The sequence below is a fragment of the Pseudomonas sp. D5(2026) genome, from assembly GCF_057766845.1.
This window is the reverse complement of record NZ_CM173421.1, coordinates 1,550,395-1,569,063: the sequence shown is the minus strand read 5'-3', so window position 1 is coordinate 1,569,063 and position 18,669 is coordinate 1,550,395. Positions and strand designations below refer to the sequence as shown.

Annotated in this window: 17 protein-coding genes; 2 read left to right on the top strand and 15 right to left on the bottom strand. The window is 60.5% G+C overall.

The genetic code is table 11. The features are described from left to right. Positions 1-50 precede the first annotated feature (50 nt). The 13 genes from AC3B5Q_RS07355 to flgB all read right to left on the bottom strand — a co-directional run bounded on the left by AC3B5Q_RS07355 (position 51) and on the right by flgB (position 15,400). Positions 51-3,629: a glycosyltransferase gene (locus tag AC3B5Q_RS07355; RefSeq protein WP_488392955.1), complete on the bottom strand. Its 3,579-nt coding sequence runs from the start codon at positions 3,627-3,629 to the stop codon at positions 51-53. 140 nt (positions 3,630-3,769) lie between these two features. After that, entirely contained in the window at positions 3,770-5,335 is a 1,566-nt protein-coding gene (locus tag AC3B5Q_RS07350; protein ID WP_488392954.1) for a flagellar hook-associated protein 3, read from the bottom strand. A 13-nt stretch (positions 5,336-5,348) separates the two neighbouring features. Then, positions 5,349-7,379: a flagellar hook-associated protein FlgK gene (flgK, locus tag AC3B5Q_RS07345; RefSeq protein WP_488392953.1), complete on the bottom strand. Its 2,031-nt coding sequence runs from the start codon at positions 7,377-7,379 to the stop codon at positions 5,349-5,351. A 12-nt stretch (positions 7,380-7,391) separates the two neighbouring features. Continuing rightward, a complete protein-coding gene (flgJ, locus tag AC3B5Q_RS07340; protein WP_028696941.1) occupies positions 7,392-8,546 on the bottom strand; it encodes a flagellar assembly peptidoglycan hydrolase FlgJ in 1,155 nt (384 codons plus the stop codon). An 11-nt stretch (positions 8,547-8,557) separates the two neighbouring features. Further along, positions 8,558-9,667 carry a flagellar basal body P-ring protein FlgI gene (locus AC3B5Q_RS07335; protein ID WP_028696942.1) on the bottom strand — a complete coding sequence of 370 codons (1,110 nt, stop codon included), beginning with the start codon at positions 9,665-9,667 and terminating at the stop codon, positions 8,558-8,560. Positions 9,668-9,679: 12 nt separating this feature from the next. Then, complete coding sequence (gene flgH, locus AC3B5Q_RS07330) at positions 9,680-10,375, bottom strand: flagellar basal body L-ring protein FlgH (RefSeq protein ID WP_021785156.1); 696 nt, start codon at positions 10,373-10,375, stop codon at positions 9,680-9,682. Positions 10,376-10,411: 36 nt separating this feature from the next. After that, positions 10,412-11,197: a flagellar basal-body rod protein FlgG gene (gene flgG, locus AC3B5Q_RS07325; RefSeq protein ID WP_012051601.1), complete on the bottom strand. Its 786-nt coding sequence runs from the start codon at positions 11,195-11,197 to the stop codon at positions 10,412-10,414. A gap of 48 nt (positions 11,198-11,245) precedes the next feature. Continuing rightward, positions 11,246-11,986: a flagellar basal-body rod protein FlgF gene (locus AC3B5Q_RS07320; protein ID WP_028696943.1), complete on the bottom strand. Its 741-nt coding sequence runs from the start codon at positions 11,984-11,986 to the stop codon at positions 11,246-11,248. Between the two features lie 192 nt (positions 11,987-12,178). Then, positions 12,179-12,364 (bottom strand): hypothetical protein, encoded by a 186-nt coding sequence (locus AC3B5Q_RS07315; RefSeq protein WP_080671168.1) that lies wholly within the window; start codon positions 12,362-12,364, stop codon positions 12,179-12,181. 72 nt (positions 12,365-12,436) lie between these two features. Next, positions 12,437-13,792, bottom strand: coding sequence for a flagellar hook protein FlgE (gene flgE / locus AC3B5Q_RS07310; protein WP_021785153.1), 1,356 nt, complete (start codon positions 13,790-13,792; stop codon positions 12,437-12,439). 31 nt (positions 13,793-13,823) lie between these two features. Further along, positions 13,824-14,528 carry a flagellar hook assembly protein FlgD gene (gene flgD / locus AC3B5Q_RS07305; RefSeq protein ID WP_021785152.1) on the bottom strand — a complete coding sequence of 235 codons (705 nt, stop codon included), beginning with the start codon at positions 14,526-14,528 and terminating at the stop codon, positions 13,824-13,826. Positions 14,529-14,543: 15 nt separating this feature from the next. After that, on the bottom strand, positions 14,544-14,987 hold the full coding sequence (gene flgC / locus AC3B5Q_RS07300; protein ID WP_012051596.1) for a flagellar basal body rod protein FlgC: 444 nt from the start codon (positions 14,985-14,987) through the stop codon (positions 14,544-14,546). A 2-nt stretch (positions 14,988-14,989) separates the two neighbouring features. Continuing rightward, positions 14,990-15,400, bottom strand: a complete 411-nt coding sequence (gene flgB / locus AC3B5Q_RS07295; RefSeq protein ID WP_021785151.1) for a flagellar basal body rod protein FlgB — start codon at positions 15,398-15,400, stop codon at positions 14,990-14,992. Positions 15,401-15,547: 147 nt separating this feature from the next. Here flgB and AC3B5Q_RS07290 point away from each other — a divergent pair, with 147 nt between their 5' ends. Further along, on the top strand, positions 15,548-15,817 hold the full coding sequence (locus AC3B5Q_RS07290; RefSeq protein ID WP_146050515.1) for a hypothetical protein: 270 nt from the start codon (positions 15,548-15,550) through the stop codon (positions 15,815-15,817). Between the two features lie 74 nt (positions 15,818-15,891). On the opposite strand, the gene cheR is transcribed toward AC3B5Q_RS07290, so the two are convergent. Next, entirely contained in the window at positions 15,892-16,719 is an 828-nt protein-coding gene (gene cheR, locus AC3B5Q_RS07285) for a protein-glutamate O-methyltransferase CheR (RefSeq protein WP_004575768.1), read from the bottom strand. A 51-nt stretch (positions 16,720-16,770) separates the two neighbouring features. Next, on the bottom strand, positions 16,771-17,700 hold the full coding sequence (locus AC3B5Q_RS07280) for a chemotaxis protein CheV (protein ID WP_021785150.1): 930 nt from the start codon (positions 17,698-17,700) through the stop codon (positions 16,771-16,773). A gap of 77 nt (positions 17,701-17,777) precedes the next feature. On the opposite strand from AC3B5Q_RS07280, the gene flgA reads away from it, so the two are divergent. Then, positions 17,778-18,530, top strand: coding sequence for a flagellar basal body P-ring formation chaperone FlgA (flgA, locus tag AC3B5Q_RS07275; protein ID WP_103469907.1), 753 nt, complete (start codon positions 17,778-17,780; stop codon positions 18,528-18,530). The last annotated feature ends 139 nt before the right edge of the window (positions 18,531-18,669 follow it).

Below are 18,669 nucleotides of genomic sequence, written 5' to 3'. Positions count from 1 at the left end.
TAGCACCTGTCAATTGTCAATCAGGCGCGGGCATCTCCCCACGCCCCCGTTCAGTCTGCCAACCAGGCGTTGGCCCAATGCTGCAAATGGTGCGGCATCAGCATGTAGTCACGCAGCACTTCCGCACGCAGGGCATCGCCCTGACGGTAGCTGGCCTGCGGATCAGCCAGGTGCATGCGAATCGCGTCCAGCCATTGCTCGGTGGTGTTGTCCTTGACCCGGGTACATGGCAGGTAGCCGGCGTAGGCCTTGGTGTCGCTGCAGATCACCGGAAAACCACACGCACCGTACTCCAGCAAGCGCAGGTTGCTCTTGCAGTCGTTGAACAGGTTCTGCTCCAACGGCGCCAGCGCCAGGTCAAGGTTGAGGCTGGCGAGCTTGCGTGGGTAGTCAGCCAATTGAACCGCCTTGTGAAACTCTTTCACATAGGGGCGCAAGGGGTCCGGACACATACCGAAGAAGACCCAGTCAACCTCGTTGGCAAGCGTCTTCACCACCTCTTGCAACAGTTCCAGATCACCACGATGGCTGGTGCCACCTGCCCACCCGACTCGCGGCCGGATACTTGTCTGACGCTGACTGGACAGGCCAGCCCAGAGCGCGGCGGACAACATGTTGGGCACTACACGAATATCCTGGTGCATGCTGGATAACGCATCAGCCAGCGGCTCGGTCGAACACACCAGCCGATCACACTGCCCGATGCCTTGGGCCACCAACTCGGCAAGGTTGCTGGGCAGATTGCGGGCATGGTCGTTCTTTTTTGGCGGATCGATGATGTAGTCGTCCAGCTCGTAGATCATCCGCGCATGCGAGAAGCGTTTGAACTGCGCCATTTCCCTGATGTTGCCCGGCATGTAACGACACTGCAGGATCATCACATCGGGCTTTTCGCGCTCGAGCTCGATAATGCCTGGGGAGACGTGGTTGACCCGCCCCTGGATCCAGCCCGCCCGTTCAAGTTCGGTGAACGGCTGGATTACCCGGTAATGCCCCACTGCCGTGGTATTGACCGGCAACGCCAACACTGACGGCATGGCACGGGCAATGAAAGGATCCCAACCACTGCGCAGGCCTGGCTCCAGGTTGAAACTGGCGAATTTGAGGCTCAGGTTGTCGTTGTAGGCTGGGTCCCGGGCAATGCGGCTCAGCCAGCGGTCATAAGCAACGTCCCGGTCGGATCTGGCAAGCTCTTCTGCCAGTCCGACAGCTTCACCACCCGCTAGCCTCATGACGCGAGCAAAGGGTGTCCCCACCGACAGGAAGCCTTTTTCACGCGCACGCAGACAGAGGTCAACGTCAAACAACGTGACCTGGAATGCCGAGGTGTCCAGCCCCTCAAGCTCCTCGAACAGCGTCCGGCGAATGAGCAGGCAGTCCAGGCTCAGTGCGCTCCAGTTCTGTACTAACTGCTGACGCCCCATGTAACCCTCGGCGGTCAGCAAGCTACCCGGAAATGGGCTACCTGCTGTACCGCCGCCAAGACCGAGCACCAGGCCGGAAGAAACCAGCTCGCCGTTGCTGCCGCATAGCGTCGGCCCCACCAGACCGACCTCGGGACGCTGCGCCTGACTCATCAAGGTACTGAGCCAACGCGGTTCGAACAGCGCACATTCCGGCGCGAGCAACAGCAAGTATTCTCCCTGCGCATGGCGACTGGCCTGGTTGAGTATCGCCGCCCTACCTTGCGCCTGAACATCGATGACGCGCAACTGGTCACTGCCCAGGCCACGCATCGCCGCCAACCACTCGGCGACAGCCTGCGGCTCGTCGCCATTGGCGATGACCAGCACTTCGAACTGGCTATATTCCGTGTACTGGAATAGCGACTCGACACAACGCCTGAGCGCATTCAGGTCGGCCCCTGCGGGAATCAGGATCGATACGCTTGCCTGCTGCTCATGCCGATAGGTCACACGTGTGATCAAGCTGCCGGCAGCGCCCTCCACCAAAGCGTCGACACCTATACGACGCAAGTGTGCCTCGACCACACGTGCCGCCTCTGCCTGCCCTGCTGTCTCGTTCATCCAGTCTGCGTACCCCGACTGGCAGTGCACCAGCATCTGCGCGACGTGCTCTACCACATGCAAGCCATAAGCCTCGACCATTCGCCATAGCAGATCCTGTGGCGCCAGGCTCTCGAACTGGGTATCGAACCCCTCCAGTGCCAGCAGCGCCGCACGCTTGAATGCCAGGGTACGGCCCACGTAGGGCACACTGCGCATCAAATCGAGGTTGAAGTCCGGCTTGAAAATCGGGTTGCCGGGCGCCAGTACTCCAAAGGTGTCTTCATCGGTGTACAGACACATGCTATCGGCGCGCAGCGCCATGCGCTCGCCCATGACGACCAGTGCATGCGGCCGTAGGCGATCACCGGCACGCAACAGCAGCACCCAGTCGGCAACGCGCGCGCCTGCCAGCCACTGGTTGAGTTGAGCGTACCCACTGCCGTCCAAGACCAGGTATTGCACGCCTGCCGCGTCAACCTTGTCGAAGCGATCAGGCACCAGCACCAACACCTCGCTGGCGGCATAGGACTGTGCAGCCAGGCTGTCCAGGGTAGAGCGCAGTGCGCCTTCATCGCCCTCGCGACAGGTTACGATCGGGACGATGCCAGGCTGTGCTGGCCACTGTTCGATCCGCTTCGGCAGCAACCGCAACTGCCCGTCTGACAGGTTGCGGCAGGCCAGCCATTCGGCATAGAGCTCGGCAAAGCTGAGGGCGTGACTGCCCACCTGCTGCGAGAAATTCGCGACCTGACCGGCATGGAAGCGGCGAATGTCCAACTCCTCCCAGGCCTGGTCGGCCTCAGGGTCGTAAGTCTCCAGCGGCAGGTAACGGACCCAGCCATTGGCCGGGGCCAACTCGCCGGTGCGCGCCGCCAGCATCTGCTGCAGCCATTCGGTTTCATGCTTGTAGGCCTCAGTCATGCTGGAGTGATGACTGAGCCGGCCTGGGTGGATGCGCTCCACACTCAGTATGCGTTCCAGGCTCGCCAGATGCCCACGGCGCAGCAGACATGCATACAAGGCCAGGTCCAGTCGTGCGGCGAACCCCTGGCCGCCCTGGACCAGTTGCGGCAGGTACTCCAGCACCTGGGCTCGACGGAACAGCACATGACTGATACCACCAAACAGGTTCGGGACATTCTCGGCGATGCTGGCCAGCAAGTCCGTACCCACAAGCACCGCACTTTGCGGCGCAATCACGCTATTGAGCGCACGGGAAGGCAGGAGGATGTCATCAGCAGACCAGAGCAGGCGCTGCCCGATCACCATGCTGAGCTGAGGCCACTGCGTCAACACTTGCGCTTGCTGGCTGATGCAACTGTCGAGCAACAGGTCGTCATCACACAGAAACTTCACCAACGCCCCGCTGGCCTGCTCCAGGCATGCTTGCAGATTACGTGCAAAACCCAACCGAACAGGGTTGCGGGTATAGCGCACGGGCACCGCCGTCCCCTTGCCGAGCGTCTGGCAGATTGCTTCGATTTCCATACCAGCACTGTCATCGCAAATGACGACTTCCAGGTTGGGGTAGTCTTGGCTAAGCGCACTGACCAAGGTTGCTTGAAAGAAATCGGCATTGAAGGCAGGAATGGCGATACTGACGAGTGGCTGCTCTGACACGATGACGACCTTGGTGGAGAGGCGGTGCGCTTGGGGATAAGCAGACTTTCAGGCCTGGACGGCACAAGGGCAAACCGGCCGGTCATTATTAACCCTGTCCGGCGTGCCCTTGCGGCATGACTGGCAAATGCCCGCGAACTTCAGATGTAATTGACCAGCGAGAGACCAGCAATCTTTGCGTAGGCTTGCAACGACGCCTGCAACATGTTGGATTGCATCTGAAGGCGAATCATCACCTCGGCCGGGTCGCTCTCACGAATCGAGCTCTGGGTCTTGGCGTTTTCGCCACTCAGGGCCTCATTGGTTTCCACCTGTACATCGATCGCCTGGCCACGGCCGCCGATCGACGATATTGAGGAACTGACCTGGTTGGTGGCACTGGCGATGTTGCCAATCGCCGAGTCCAGCGATGCCAGGAAATTCTGCCTGGCGGCAGGATCGTTATCGACCGGAGTGGCCAGCGCCGCACGCAACTGGCTGATGGTATCGAGGACGTTCTGAGTCTGATGCGTGTCGACCTTGATGCCAAAGCTGTCGCCTGCGCTCGGCGTGTCCGAAAGCGTGAACTCGACCCCCATGGCGGTCGCCGTGTTGCCACTGAGCGTGCCCGTGGAAATCGGTTTGCTGTCTGCGCTCACAGGGGAGGCATAAAGCTCGAACTCGGTAGCACTGGTGAACTTCAGTACAGCACCCTCAGGGAATGCCGACTTGTACTTTTCCGCATCGGTGATGGTCGCGCCCGTCACCTGGGCCGACGAGCTATTGCCTGCACTACGGGTGCCGCTGATTTCATCTGCCTTGGAGCTCAGGCTAAAGACATGGCCGGCAATGGCCGCATCAGGGTCGCCTGCATCGCCCTCCTTGAGGGTGATGTCCAGGCGCAGGTCAACACCACGAAAATTGATCGTGGTGTTCTTGCCATTGGGGTCGAAGGTGCCCCCCTGGCTGGCTTCCAGCGTCACGTCCTTGCCTTCGGCATCGGTGATCTTGAACTGGGTACTGCTGGTGAACTCGATGGTGTACGGTTCGCCGCTGCGGAAGCGGTCGTTATACGTCGCGCTACCGCTCACTTGGCCATTGGACAAGTTGACCCGGCCATCGTCGGTACCCGGCGACATCAGGCTGGTTTCGCTGCGACTGGTATTGAGCGCTTGCTCGAAGGCATCGTAGCCAGTTTCGTTAGCTGCCAGGGTGAGCATGTCACCGACTTGCAGGTTCAGTTTGCCCTGGTCGCCCTGGTAGGTATAAGTACCATCAGCGTTTCGCACATAGGGCGGTGTATCACCTTTGGATCCCGAGAACAGGTACGCACCGCTTTCATCCTTGCTGTTCATCAACGAGAACAGCTGATCCTCCAGCGACGCCAGCTCAGTGGCATTGGCCTTGCGGTCTGCGTCGGTGAAACCGGCGTTGCCCGAACTGATAGCCAGCTCGTTGACACGCTGCAAGATGGTGCCAATCGCATTCAGCGTGCTTTCTGCGGTGCCCAGAGCGTTGCGCACATTGGTAACGTTGCGGGCGTACTGGTCGAGCATGTTCTGTTGCTGCTGCAGCTGCAGCAGACGTGCCGAGCCTACCGGATCGTCAGCCCCCCGACGCACCCGAATGCCGTCAGAAGCCTCTTGCCGGGTCTTGTCGAGGTTGGAGAAGCTGCGCTGGTAGTTGGCGCTGTTGCTGCTGTAGAACTGCGAAGTGGAAATGCGCATGGTCTACGCCTCCTTAAAGAGCATTGATCAAGGTGGTGAAGGTTTCCTGTGCCGCCTTGATAATCTGCGACGACGCGGTGTAGTACTGCTGGAACTTGACCAGATTGCCGACCTCTTCATCGACCGACACACCGGAAAGGCTGTTGCGGCTGTCCAGCGCAGAACTGTGCAGCGCATTGGTGGCATCACTGTCCATTTCCGCCTGGCCAGCCTTGCCGCCAACGTTTGATACCAGCTTGGCATAGGCATCGGTAAAGCTGATGCCCTTGCCGTTGGCCCCCACTTCAACCGTGGACTTGGTCTGAAGATCGATCACCGACTGGGCGTTGCGGTTATCGGCCGAGCCTGCCCCCGTCAGCGCTACGGTGTAGCTGTCGCCGTTCTGCGGCGCGCCGGAAACGCTCATTTCAAAGGTGAAGCTGCTACCGGTCGCATTGCCGCTGCCATCGACCATCGGCACTGACAACTGCAGCTTGTTCTCCTGGCCCGGCACGATAGTACCGCTACCAATTTCCGTACCCTTGGCGTCGAACAGCTTGTAAGCCTGGGGCGAAGTGGTTTCATCACCGAACACCAGCTTGACCGGGGTGGAATACTTGAGCCCTGCCTGCAGCTGCGAACGCTGCGTGGCGTCGTAGATATCCAGCTGCGAGGTCAAGGTCGGCTGGGTGATCACCCCTGTGCCCTTGTTGCCGGCACCATTGGTGGCGGTCAGTGGTGCCGCCAGCGCCAGACGCTTGGGATCGGTGAGGACCGTCTCAATATTGGCGGCCGCGTTGCGAGTGGGAGTTATCTTGAAGCTGTCGCCAGCACTCAAACCGCCGCCGTTGAGCGACAGGGTAAAACCATCGATGACCGGCGGTGGCGTGTCATTAAGGTCGTAACTGCCCATTTCGGTGCCTTCCGGCAGCTTGCGCACGCTGTAGCCCGTCGCGCTGGTGAAAGTCACCTGGTAGTCGCTGGTGGTCAGTTTGCCGGTGTCCTTGATGCTGACATCCAGGTTGCCGGACCCGATGCTGTTGCCCAGCTTGGCGACGCTACGCTCACTCATGGCCTTGGCGCTGTTGATGTCACCAAACAGGGTGGCGCCAAAATTACCATCCTTGTCGATACCTTGGGCCAACTGGCGGTTGATCTGGTCAGCCACTACCAGGGCCACGCGCCCAAGCTCGTTAAGCGCAGGGTCGAGGGTTTCGCTGCGATAACGGATCAACCCGCCCAACTCGCCTCCGGTGGCACTGCTGGTGATGTCCATCCTGGTCGAGCCGCGATTCAGCACCAGGCTCAAACGACTCGGGTCGCTCGCCGTAGGTTCCACGCCCACAGTCTGGGTGGTATTACCCAGCACCAGCGCCTGGCCGTTCTTGAGGTAGATATCGTAGGTACCGTCACGCTCGACCACATCTGTGCCGATCAGCTTGTTCAACTCACGCACCGCGCCATCACGCTGGTCCAGCAAATCGTTGGGCTGGCCGGAAACAGCCCCCACGCGGGCGATTTGCTCGTTCAACCCGGCGATGGTCTTGGTCAGGTTGTTAATCTGGTCGGTAATCGCCGTCATGTTGCTGTTGATATTGCTCAACTGCTGATTCAACTGCGACGACAAGGTAGTGAAACGCTTGGCCAGAGACTGCGCACTGGTCAGCAACAGCTGGCGCGAAGCGTCTTCGGTTGGCTTGGCTGCCGCATCCTGCATGGAGGTGAAAAAGCTCTGTAGCGCGGCGGTGATGCCGGTATCGCTACTCGACAGCGAGGTATCCAGCGGCGTGATCTGATCCAGGTAAGAGGACGCCTCGCTGCTCAGCGACGTAGTGGTACGCAGCTGATTCTCAATGAACGCGTTGTAAACCCGGCGCACATCCGCCAGGGTGGTACCACTGCCAATGAACACCTGGCCGACCTGCTGGCCGCCCTTGGTCTTCTGCACGTTCTGCTGGCGCGAGTAGCTTTCGACATCGGCGTTGGCGATGTTGTTACCGAGGGTGTACATCCCCGATTGCGCGGCGCCAAGCCCCGACATACCAATGTTGATCAGACTCGCCATGGTTCCATGCCCTTAAAGTTTCGTTGCGGTATCGAGCATTGCGTAGTGCTCGTACGACTTCATCTGTCTTGCGATCTGCGAGATCTTGCTGGCGTAATTCGGGTCGGTGGCGTACCCGGCCTTTTGCAACTCTTGCACGAACTGTTCCGGTTTATCGGCGGCCTTCACCGCATCTTGATAGCGCGAATTGTTCTGTAGCAGGCTGACCAGATCGTGGAAGCTGTCCTGGTAGGAATCGTAGGAGCGGAACGCCGCCGTTTCCTTGACGAACTGGCCATCGCGGAACTCGCTGGTGATCGCCCGCGCCTCGCCGCCTTCCCAATTACCGGTCGCCTTGATGCCGAACAGGTTGTGGCTGCTGCTGCCATCGGTGTTGCGCATGACCGACTTGCCCCAACCGGTTTCCAAGGCGGCCTGCGCCACCAGGTAGCGTGGGTCGATACCAATGCGTTTGGCCGCCTGCTCGGCCATCGGCAGCATGGTGGCGACGAATTCGTCGCTGTCGGCAAAAGCTTTTTTCGGCGCCAGCGGTGGCTGGGCCACGGCGCGCCCGACAATGCGCAGGCCGGTGTCCGGCACAGCGAAGGCCTTGGCCACTTGCTGGCCGTCACGGGCAGGCACAGTGGCGGTATTCGCAGTGGCCGCCGACGGCACGATACCGGCCAGCAGGCGATCGGTGAGTTTGCTCGGCAGCGCCAGACGACGCGAGTTAAGTGCAGCGACGTCGTTGCGGGTGGCGGTCGACTGGGTGGCATGCACGGGCTCGGCCACCTTGTTGCCCCACAGCGCCGGGGCGTTGCCCTCGATACGTGGAAACGGGCTGGTGCTGGCCTGGCTGGCCTTTTTCTTCGACAGCTGGCGCACCAGCACATCCTGCAGGCCAATACCACCGCCCTCGCGGGACATGCTCACGGCCAACTGCTGGTCGTACATGTCGCGGTACTGCTTCACCGTTTCAGTGTTCATCGGGTTGTCGTCGGCCAGCACATCACTGGCCTTGCGCGAAGCCTTGAGCATTTCGCTGATGAACAGCGATTCGAACTCCTGGGCTACCTTGCGCACGTTGGCGTCACTGTCGCGATCGCCATGCTTGAGCGAACTCAAGCGGTTGAGGTCGGTGTAGGCACCGCTGTCGGCACCACCGGAAACCAGGCTTTTGCTGTTCATCCGCACCGTCCTCAGATCACGATCAGGTCGGCCTGCAAGGCGCCGGCCTGTTTCAGGGCTTCGAGGATCGCCATCAGGTCGCCGGGCGCTGCGCCCACCTGGTTCACCGCGCGGACGATCTCATCCAGCGTGGTGCCCGGGCCGAACTTGAACATCGGTTTGGCTTCCTGCTCGGCATTGACCCGCGAACGTGGCACCACGGCGGTCTGGCCATTGGAGAGCGGCCCGGGCTGGCTGACGATCGGGTCTTCGGTAATGGTCACGGTCAGGCTGCCGTGGGTTACCGCCGCCGGCGACACCTTGACGTTCTGGCCGATGACGATAGTGCCGGTACGCGAGTTGATGATGACCTTGGCCACCGCCTGGCCCGGGTCGATTTCGAGGTTTTCGAGGATCGACAGATAATCCACACGCTGGCTTGGGTCCATCGGCGCGCTGACCCGCACCGAACCCCCGTCCAAAGCCTGGGCCACGCCAGGGCCGAGCAGGTCGTTGACCTTGTCCACGATACGCTTGGCGGTCGTGAAGTCGGGGCGATTGAGGTTCAGGGTCAGGGTATTGCCCTGGTTGAAGCCGCTCGGCACCGCACGCTCGACGCTGGCACCACCCGGAATACGGCCGGCGGACGGCACGTTGACAGTGATCTTCGAGCCATCACGACCCTCGGCGTCAAAGCCGCCCACGACCAGGTTGCCCTGGGCAATGGCGTAGACATTGCCGTCGATACCCTTGAGCGGGGTCATCAACAGGCTGCCGCCGCGCAGGCTCTTCGAGTTACCGATCGAAGACACGGTAATGTCCACCACCTGGCCCGGCTTGGCGAACGGCGGCAGGTCGGCATGCACCGACACTGCGGCAACGTTCTTCAACTGCACGTTGCCGGAACCGGCCGGCACCTTGATGCCGAACTGCGACAACATGTTGTTGAAGGTTTGCAGGGTGAACGGTGTCTGGGTGGTCTGGTCACCCGTGCCATTGAGGCCCACCACCAGGCCGTAACCAATCAACTGGTTGGAGCGTACGCCAGAGATGCTGGCAATGTCCTTCAGGCGCTCGGCCTGGGCAGCGAAGGCGCAGGACAAAAGCAGGGTTGCGGCAATCAGCTGCCTTACGTTGAACATGGTCATCCGTACTCAGAAAGGCCAAAGCGGGCTGATGAAGAAGCGGTCCAGCCACCCGGGCTGGCTGGCATCGGCGAACGAGCCCGTACCGGAATAGGTGATGCGCGCGTCGGCCACGCGAGTGGACGGCACGGTGTTGTCAGTGGCGATATCGTCAGCGCGGACCATGCCGGCAATGCGCACCAGCTCTTCACCGGTGTTCAAGGTCAGCCACTTTTCGCCGCGCACGGCGATGATGCCGTTGGGCAGCACTTCGGCTACGGTCACGGTAATCGAGCCGGTCAGGGTGTTGCCCTGGGTGGCCTTGCTGTCACCCTTGGTGGCGCGCTCGCCGCTGTAGCCGGCCTCCAGCGACAGGTCACCACTGCCAAACGGGTTGTTGGTGTTCGGCGTGGTGCCGAACAATGACGTCAGGCCGATGTTGGCATTGCTGTTCTTCTGGATCTGCGAACCTGCGTTCTTGCTGGCCGAAGTTCTCTCGTTGAGGGTGACGGTAATGATGTCACCCACCCGGAACGCCTTGCGGTCGCTGTACAGGTTCTGTTCGAAACCGGCCTGATAGATCGAACCGTTGTTGGCCGCTGCCGGCAATGGGGTGCGCGGCAACACCGGCGCATAGTACGGGTCGTTGGGCCTGGGCGTCGGCGCGACGCAACCTGCCAGCAACACCGCCCCCCCCAGGGCGAAAACGGACAACAGACGATTCATGACACTTACCTCACGGGCGCAGCTGAGTGACAGGGTTTAGAGCTGTTGAGTAACGAACGACAGCATCTGGTCGGCCGTGGAAATGACTTTGGAGTTCATCTCGTAGGCACGCTGGGTGGTGATCATGTTCACCAGCTCTTCCACGGTGCTGACGTTGGAGTTCTCCAGCGTCTGCTGCAGGGTGGTGCCAAAACCGTTCAGGCCCGGGGTACCGACCTGGGGTGCGCCACTGGCAGCGGTTTCCAGGAACAGGTTGTTACCCATCGCCTGCAAGCCAGCCGGGTTGATGAAATCGGCGGTCTGAATATTGCCGATAACCTGCGCAGCCGGGTTGCCGGCGGTGGTGATCGACACGGTGCCGTCCTGGCCGACAGTGAAGGTCTGGGCGTCGTTCGGCACCACGATGGCAGGCTCCAGCGCCAGGCCATCGGCGTTGACGATCTGGCCGTCGGAGTTCAGGTGGAAGGTACCGTCGCGGGTGTAGGAAACAGTGCCGTCAGGTTGCAGGATCTGGAAGAAACCACGGCCATTGACGGCCATGTCCAACGGGTTTTCCGTGGTCTGCAAGCTGCCGGTCTGGAAGTTTTTCTGCGTGCCGACAATGCGCACGCCGGTACCGACCTGCAGGCCCGACGGCAACTCGCTGTCCTGGGTCGACTGCGCGCCTGGCTGACGCTTGATCTGGTACAGCAGGTCCTGAAATTCGGCACGATCACGCTTGAAGCCGGTGGTTGAGACGTTGGCCAAGTTGTTGGAGATGACCGTCAGGTTGGTGTCCTGTGCGGACAGGCCGGTTTTAGCGACCCAGAGAGCCGGAAGCATTTAGTGTTCTCCTCGTGCGCCTGATTTACGGCACCCGTTCAAATGTGGTTAGCCGATTTGCAAAACACGCGCCATGGCTTCGTCGCCTTCCTTGGCCGCGTTCATCATCTTGACGTGCAGTTCGAACTGGCGGGACAGCGCCAGCACAGAGGTCATTTCTTCGACAGCGTTGACGTTGCTGCCCTGCAGGAAACCTGACACCACCCGCACGTTGACGTCAGCATCCGCGGGTTGGCCGGACGCGGTGTGAATCAGCCCGTCCTGGCCTTTGGTCAGGCCTTTGGTGTCGGGGTTGACCAGCTTGATGCGATCAACCTCCGCCATCACGCGCGGGTCCTCGCCCATGGAGCGGATGCTGATAGTGCCATCGGAGCCGACTTCGACCTTCTGCTCGGGCGGGATGGCAATGGGGCCGCCATTGCCAAGCACAGGCATACCGTTGCCGGCACGCAACACCCCGAGAGCATCGATGTTCAGGCTACCGGTACGCACATACGCTTCGCTGCCATCTGGCGCCTGCACGGCGATAAAACCTTTACCGCTTACGGTCACATCCAGGTCACGGCCGGTTTCCACCATCGGGCCTTCACTGAAGTCGGTACCCGGGCGCTCGGTCATGGCAAAGGCACGCGCCGGAAAGCTGTCACCGAACACAGGCATCGAGCGCGCCTGCTCCAGGTCTCGTTGGAAACCGTTGGTGGAAATGTTCGCCAGGTTGTTAGCGTGCGCCTTCTGCGCCAGCGCATTCTGGCTGGCACCGGTCATGGCCACGTAAAGCATCTTGTCCACAGTCATCCTCCGCTGCACTGGCGATCGTTTGCCGCTCGCCGTTGCTGTACTGGCTCTAAAGCAAGTTCCGAACCAACTTTCCGAAATCGTGAAAAAGCCCGTGAATACGGGCTTTCGTAGGTGCCGCCGGTATGTTGAACGCCGGTTATCCGGCGCCTGGTTGCCGATGACGGCAAACCTGCACCGGCCTCCTCAAGGCTCACGACAACCACCATTGCTGTAGGGACCGGCGAATTTCTTCCAGCCATCGCCTGGCGACCATTGCGAGCAGACCAGTCGCCCATCCACCTGGCTTTCCCAACGCCACCAGGGCGCGGTACCGGCATGGGCCTGGTACAGGCAAAAAGTAGCGATCAATGTGACAAAAAGCCGTTTCATGACCCCTCCGGCAAAGACGACGAACCCCTTCACGACAAAGGGGTTCATCCACACACGCTCAACCAGAAACCATCAGGCCATCTGAATGATGGTCTGCATGATGGTGCTTTCGGTGGAGATCGTCTTGGCGTTCGCCTGGTAGTTGCTCTGCGCCTTGATCAGCTCGACCAACTCCTGCGTCAGGTTCACGTTCGAGCCTTCCAGTGCATTGGACTCGACGCTGCCCAGGGTACCGGTCTTCGGCGCATCGATGCCCGGAATACCGGAGGTGTAGGTTTCCGTCCAACGGGTACCACCGATCTGCTGCAGGCCCTGCTCGTTGGCGAAACTGGCCAGGGCTACCTGACCAATGGCGCGGGATTGCTGGTTGCTGAAGCTGGCGAACAGCACGCCCGTCGAGTCGATGCTAAGGCTCGACAGAATACCGGTCGCGTAACCGTCCTGCGACTGCGACATGCGCGCGGTCTCGGTGTTGTAGGAGGAGGTGCTGTTCATCGCCAGGCGCATGCCATCGGCGTTGCCAACTGCGCCATTCGACGCCCAGTTACCTGCAGAGTCTTCCACCGCCGGCACCCAGCCAGTCATGGTGAAGGTGTTGTTGTTCACCGTGAACGAAGCGCCCGCCGGGTGCCCGGTGTTATCGGCAGTCATGCTGCTGACCGAACCATCGCTATTGAAACTGATGGTGCCGGTCAGCGGCACAGTGGAGGCCGGGTCGAACGGGTTGCGTCCGTCTACCAAGGTGTACATGGTCCACTCATTGGTGCCAGTCTTGCGATAGAACTGCTCCATGGTGTGCTCGTTACCCTGACTGTCGTAGACCTTGGTCGGGAACGACTTGGTGTACGTCGTCTGATCGGAAGGATCGAACGGCAGGTTCGGCACCATCGCACCACTACCATCGTCGACTTCCAGCGGGATGTCGGCGGCCGAAGAATTCAGGTTGATGCCCTGATCGATCAGCGATGTTGCCTTTGGCTGCAGCGCAGACGTATCGATCTGCAGATCGGTCAGCACGCCCTTCTGGATCTTGCCAGTCGAGTCGGCGGCATAGCCCTGCAGGCGCAGGCCGTCCGAGGTAATCACGAAGTTGTCCTTGCTGGCCTGGAAAGCACCCGCACGGGTGTAAACACGCGAGCCGTTATCGGACAGCACGAAGAAGCCCTGCCCCTGAATCCCCATATCCAGCACGTTGCCGGTGGTGTTGACGTCACCCTGGGTGAACTGCTGGGAAACGGCTGCCAGGCGCACCCCGTTACCCACCTGGTTCTTGCCAACACCCAGGCGGTTGGAGCCTGCGTAGACATCGGCGAACTCGGCACGCGACGACTTGAAGCCAGTGGTGTTGACGTTGGCGATGTTGTTGCCGGTGACATCCAGCTGCTTGTTTGCTGCGTACAGACCGCTAAGGCCGATATTGAAAGACATGAATTCGCTCCTTTTGCCGCACTAGCGGGCCTTAGATACCGATGGTTTGCACGTCGGAGAGGGACACTTTGCCAACACCGGCAAGGTTGAGCACCATTTCGCCGGCGGCGCTGAAGCTGACGCTTGTCACCTTGGCCGGCAGCAGCGTGCTCATCTGCACCGACTTGCCGTCCACCGTGGTGCTGGCGGTGAAGGTGTAGGTGCCAGGGTCGACTTTCTCGCCACTGTTGTTGGTACCGTCCCAGATAAAATCGGCGTAACCGGCTTTCTGCTCGCCCAACTCGATGGTCTTGACGGTATTGCCGTCCTTGTCCTTGATGGTGATCTTCGCTTCGCCGATGGCTTGCGGCACAACGAACTGCGCATTGAAGCTTTCGGCGGTGTCGACCACGGCCTTGTCGTTCTGCACCACCACCGAACGCCCAACCAGCGACGACGCCTGCAAGGCCTGGGACGAGGCCATGGAGCCGGTAATGGCACTGACCGACTCGTTCAGCGAGGTAATACCTTCGAGGCTGCTGAACTGTGCCAACTGGGCAACGAACTCACCGTTGTCCTGCGGGTCCAGCGGGTTCTGGTGCTGCATCTGGGTGACCAGCAGCTGCAGAAAGGCATCTTTGCCGAGCGAATCGTTGCCGGTCTTGGATGCGGTGTCCGTGGTCTTCTTGGTGCTGGTGCCCACACCCGACGCCGACAGCACGTCATTGAGGTTCACACCGTTAGTATCGATTGCCATGCTCTGAATTCCTTATCACTGCCCCAGGGTCAGCACTTTCTGCATCATGCTCTTGGCCGTGTTCATCAGCTCGGCATTGGTCTGAAACGCGCGGCTGGCGGAGATCATGTCAGCCATCTCCTCGACCACGTTGACGTTCGGGTAGTAGACGTAGCCGTCCTTGTTCGCCGCCGGGTGATTCGGCTCGTAGCGTGCTTCCAGAGTGCTCTGGTCTTCGACGATGCCTTTTACCTGCACACCCTGCCCTGCCTCGCCCTGGTCTTCGAACAGCGACTGGCTGCTGCCGGCCTGCGCATTCTGGAAGGTGGTGGCGAACACTGGGTGACGGGCGCGATACGTCTGGTCGATGCTCGAAGACACGGTCTCGGCGTTGGCGATGTTGGACGCCACGGTGTTCAGGCGCGTGTTCTGTGCACTCATGCCGCTACCGGCAATGTTGAAGACACTGGAAAGGGACATGGTCATTCTCCCCGCAGGGCGGAAACCAGCCCTTTGAATTTACTGTTGAGCAAGGTGAAGCTGGCCTGGAAGCCAATCGCGTTTTCCGTGTAGTTCGATTGCTCGATCTGCGCATCCACGGTGTTCTGGTCGATCGACGGCTGCAGCGGCGTGCGGTATTTGAGGGTTTCATCAGCCATGGCCAGGCCCTCAGCCTCGATGTGCCGGCTGTTGGTACGGTCAAGACTGAAGCGGCCGCCGCTCTGCTGCTTGTCGCTTTCGGCTGCGAGCACCGAGGCGAAGTCCATATCACGCGCCTTGTAGTTGGGCGTGTCGGCGTTGGCGATGTTGTTGGCCAGCACTTCAGCGCGCTGGGCGCGGAAGCCCAGAGCCTTTTCGTGAATACCAAGCGCCTTGTCGAAGCTGATGCTCATGTCAGGGAAACCTTCAGAGGTTGACCGGAATTTCGTTGAGCAAGGTATAGCAAGGGCTGTGCCAACCAACGAAAAGCCCGGAAATACGGGCCTGCAGGGCGAGGTGGTGTCAGAGTGATGCCAGAAAAGCGGCAAAGGACTTCCGCCTTGGGCCGCGAAAGCGGCAATTGCCGGGCGGCAAAAGCGGCAAAACAAAAAATTGACGTCATTGTTCGGCGACAGAAGGGTTTCGCCTGGGAGATCGAGCGCCGCCCGCGCGGCGCATCGCGAGCTGCGCTCGCTCCTACGTTTGTTTCGGGCCAATTATTCCTGTGGGATTTGCGCGCGAACGCCTGGGTGCATGGCTCGATATCGCGCAGTACAAACAAGGCGGTCGCGCGCGTCTGCAACAGGGATACCGGCCCGAAACAAACGTAGGAGCGAGCGCAGCTCGCGATGCGCCGCGCGGGCGGCGCTCGATCTCACAAACGCCACCCCCTTCAAGGCATACCTTACTTGGCCTGGTAGATGATCCCCGGACTGCACTGCACCATCTGGTAATGGTCAGGCAGCCCGTTCAGGGCTTCGGAAGCCCCGAGGAACAGATACCCACCCGGCTTCAAGGTACTGTGAATACGCAAGAGAATGTCCTTCTTCACCTGCGCCGAGAAATAGATCAGCACATTGCGGCAGAACACGATGTCGAACTTGCCCAGACTGGCATAACTGTCGAGCAGGTTGAACGAGCGGAATTCGACACGGCTGCGAATCGCTGGCTTGACCGCCCAGCGCCCCGGCCCCTTGGGGTCGAAGTAGCGCTGCAGGCGCTCCTGGGACAAGCCGCGGGCAATCGCCAGGCTGTCGTATTCGCCGGTCTTGCAGTTGGTCAGCATGGTGCCGGAGAGATCGGTGGCGACGATCTGCGCCCCCATCTTCAACTGGCCAAGGTTGCTGCGCTCGAACTCGTCGATTGCCATCGAGATGGAATACGGCTCCTGCCCCGACGAACAGGCCGCCGACCACATGCGCAGGCGCTGGCCGGGGTTGTTGCGGATGAATTCGGGGATCACCTTGTTCTTCAGCACTTCGAACGGATAGGTGTCGCGAAACCAAAGGGTCTCGTTGGTGGTCATGGCATCGACCACCTGCTCGCGCAAGCCGCCGCGCGGCTGGGCCTGAATGCGCTGCACCAGCTCACCCAGACTCTTGATGCCCTGTTGTTCCATCAGCTTGTTGAGACGGCTGGAAACCAGATACTGCTTATTCTCGCCCAGCAGGATGCCACAGGCTTTCTCCAGGAAGACCCGGAACTGTTCGAAATCCAAATTACCCGTAGACACTACTGCCGCCTCTTTTCAATCACTGGTGCCGGGGGCATGCCCCCGGCTGCTTCAATGCGCTGCCTTGATCCGGTCGACCACCCGTTGGGCCAGGTCGTCCGGCTTGAACTTGGCCAGGAAGTCATCGGCACCGACCTTCTTGACCATTGCCTGGTTGAACACCCCGGAAAGCGAAGTATGCAGGCAGATGTGCAACTTTTGCATGCGCGGATCGCTGCGAATCTCCGCGGTTAGCGTATAGCCGTCCATTTCCGGCATTTCAATGTCCGAGATCATCATCAGGAACTCTTCTTCCGGCTTTTTGCCCTCATCCACCAGCTGACGCAGGTAGTTCAGAGCCTGACGGCCATCATTGAGCGCCACCACCTCGACCCCTACGGTCTGCAGGCAACGGCTGACCTGCTTGCGCGCCACCGACGAGTCGTCGACGGTCAGCACCCGCATCAACACCGCCTTGTCCTGCACCTCGGCATCGATCACACCGGCCGATACCGACTCGGACGACGGCGACACTTCGGCCAGCACCTTCTCCACGTCGATGATCTCGACCATGCGTTTGTCCACCCGGGTGACCGCGGTCAGGTAGTGATCACGGCCGGTACCCTTGGGTGGCGGATGGATCTCTTCCCAGTTCATGTTGACGATGCGCTCCACCGAATGCACCAGGAAACCTTGGGTCTTGGTGTTGTACTCGGTGATGATCACGAAGCTGTTGCGCGTGTCTTCCTGCAGCGGCCGCAACCCGGTGGCCATCGACAAGTCGAGGATCGGGATGGTCGCCCCGCGAATATTGGCAACGCCACGCACCACAGGGTGCGCCTTGGGCAGCAAGGTCAGCGCAGGGCATTGCAGTACTTCCCTGACCTTGAACACATTGATGCCGTAAAGCTGTTCGCCATTGAGGCGGAACAACAGCAATTCCAGGCGATTCTGCCCCACCAGCTGCGTGCGCTGGTTGACCGAATCCATAACACCCGCCATGCCAGACTCCTTAACGTTTCAGCCTTTCGTTGCCACTCAGGTAGCGAGTCGGCACGGGCTTTGCTTTTTTGAGTGTCATGCACACGAAAACGACATTTTCCCGACGATTGACACGCCTGCTGACTGGCCCGCTGGCCACGCTGTGCCTGCTGATACCCGGCGTTCGCACGGTAGCGGACGCGTTCACCTTGCCTGAACAGCTTATCGGTGTCACCCAAGGGTTTCTTGAATTCACCGTTGAAGATTACCTGTCCACCACCCAGACTGCCGGGCGCTATGAAATCCAGGTCAACCCGCTGGACCCACGCCTGCGCATGCCGTTGTGCAGCCAGCAGCTGGACGCCTCACTGGAAAGCCCGGCCAAGCCACTGGGCCGGGTGACGGTAAGGATACGCTGCAACGGCGCAGCACCGTGGACGGTATTTGTGCCGGCCACCGTACGACTTTTCCGCGACGTGGTGGTGGTAACCCGACCGCTCAAGCGCGACAACACGGTCGGCGAAGGTGACGTGGCCCTGCGCGAACGCGACGTCGGCACCCTGGGCCAGGGCTTTCTGACCGAGCTGGACCAGGCGGTGGGCATGAAGATGCTGCGCCCCACGGTGATCGACCAGGTGCTCACACCGCAACACCTGGAACAGGCCGAGGTGGTGCGCAAGGGTGATCATGTGGTGATCATTGCCCGTAGTGGTGGCCTGAGCGTGCGCATGCCGGGCGAAGCCCTGAGCAAGGGCGGCCTGAGCGAGCAGATCCGGGTACGCAACCTCAACTCCAAACGCGTGGTCAAGGCCAGGGTGACCGGCCCCGGCCAGGTCGAGGTCAGTATGTAGGCCAGCCACCAGATTACGCTGGCAGTGAGGAACCGCTTTTCCTAAACTGTGTCAGAACACGGGTTCGCGGGCTTGCCGACAGGCGGCAACGCATTTGTGCCTAAAGTTTATATCGGGTTGGCCGAAAACAAGGCAAGCG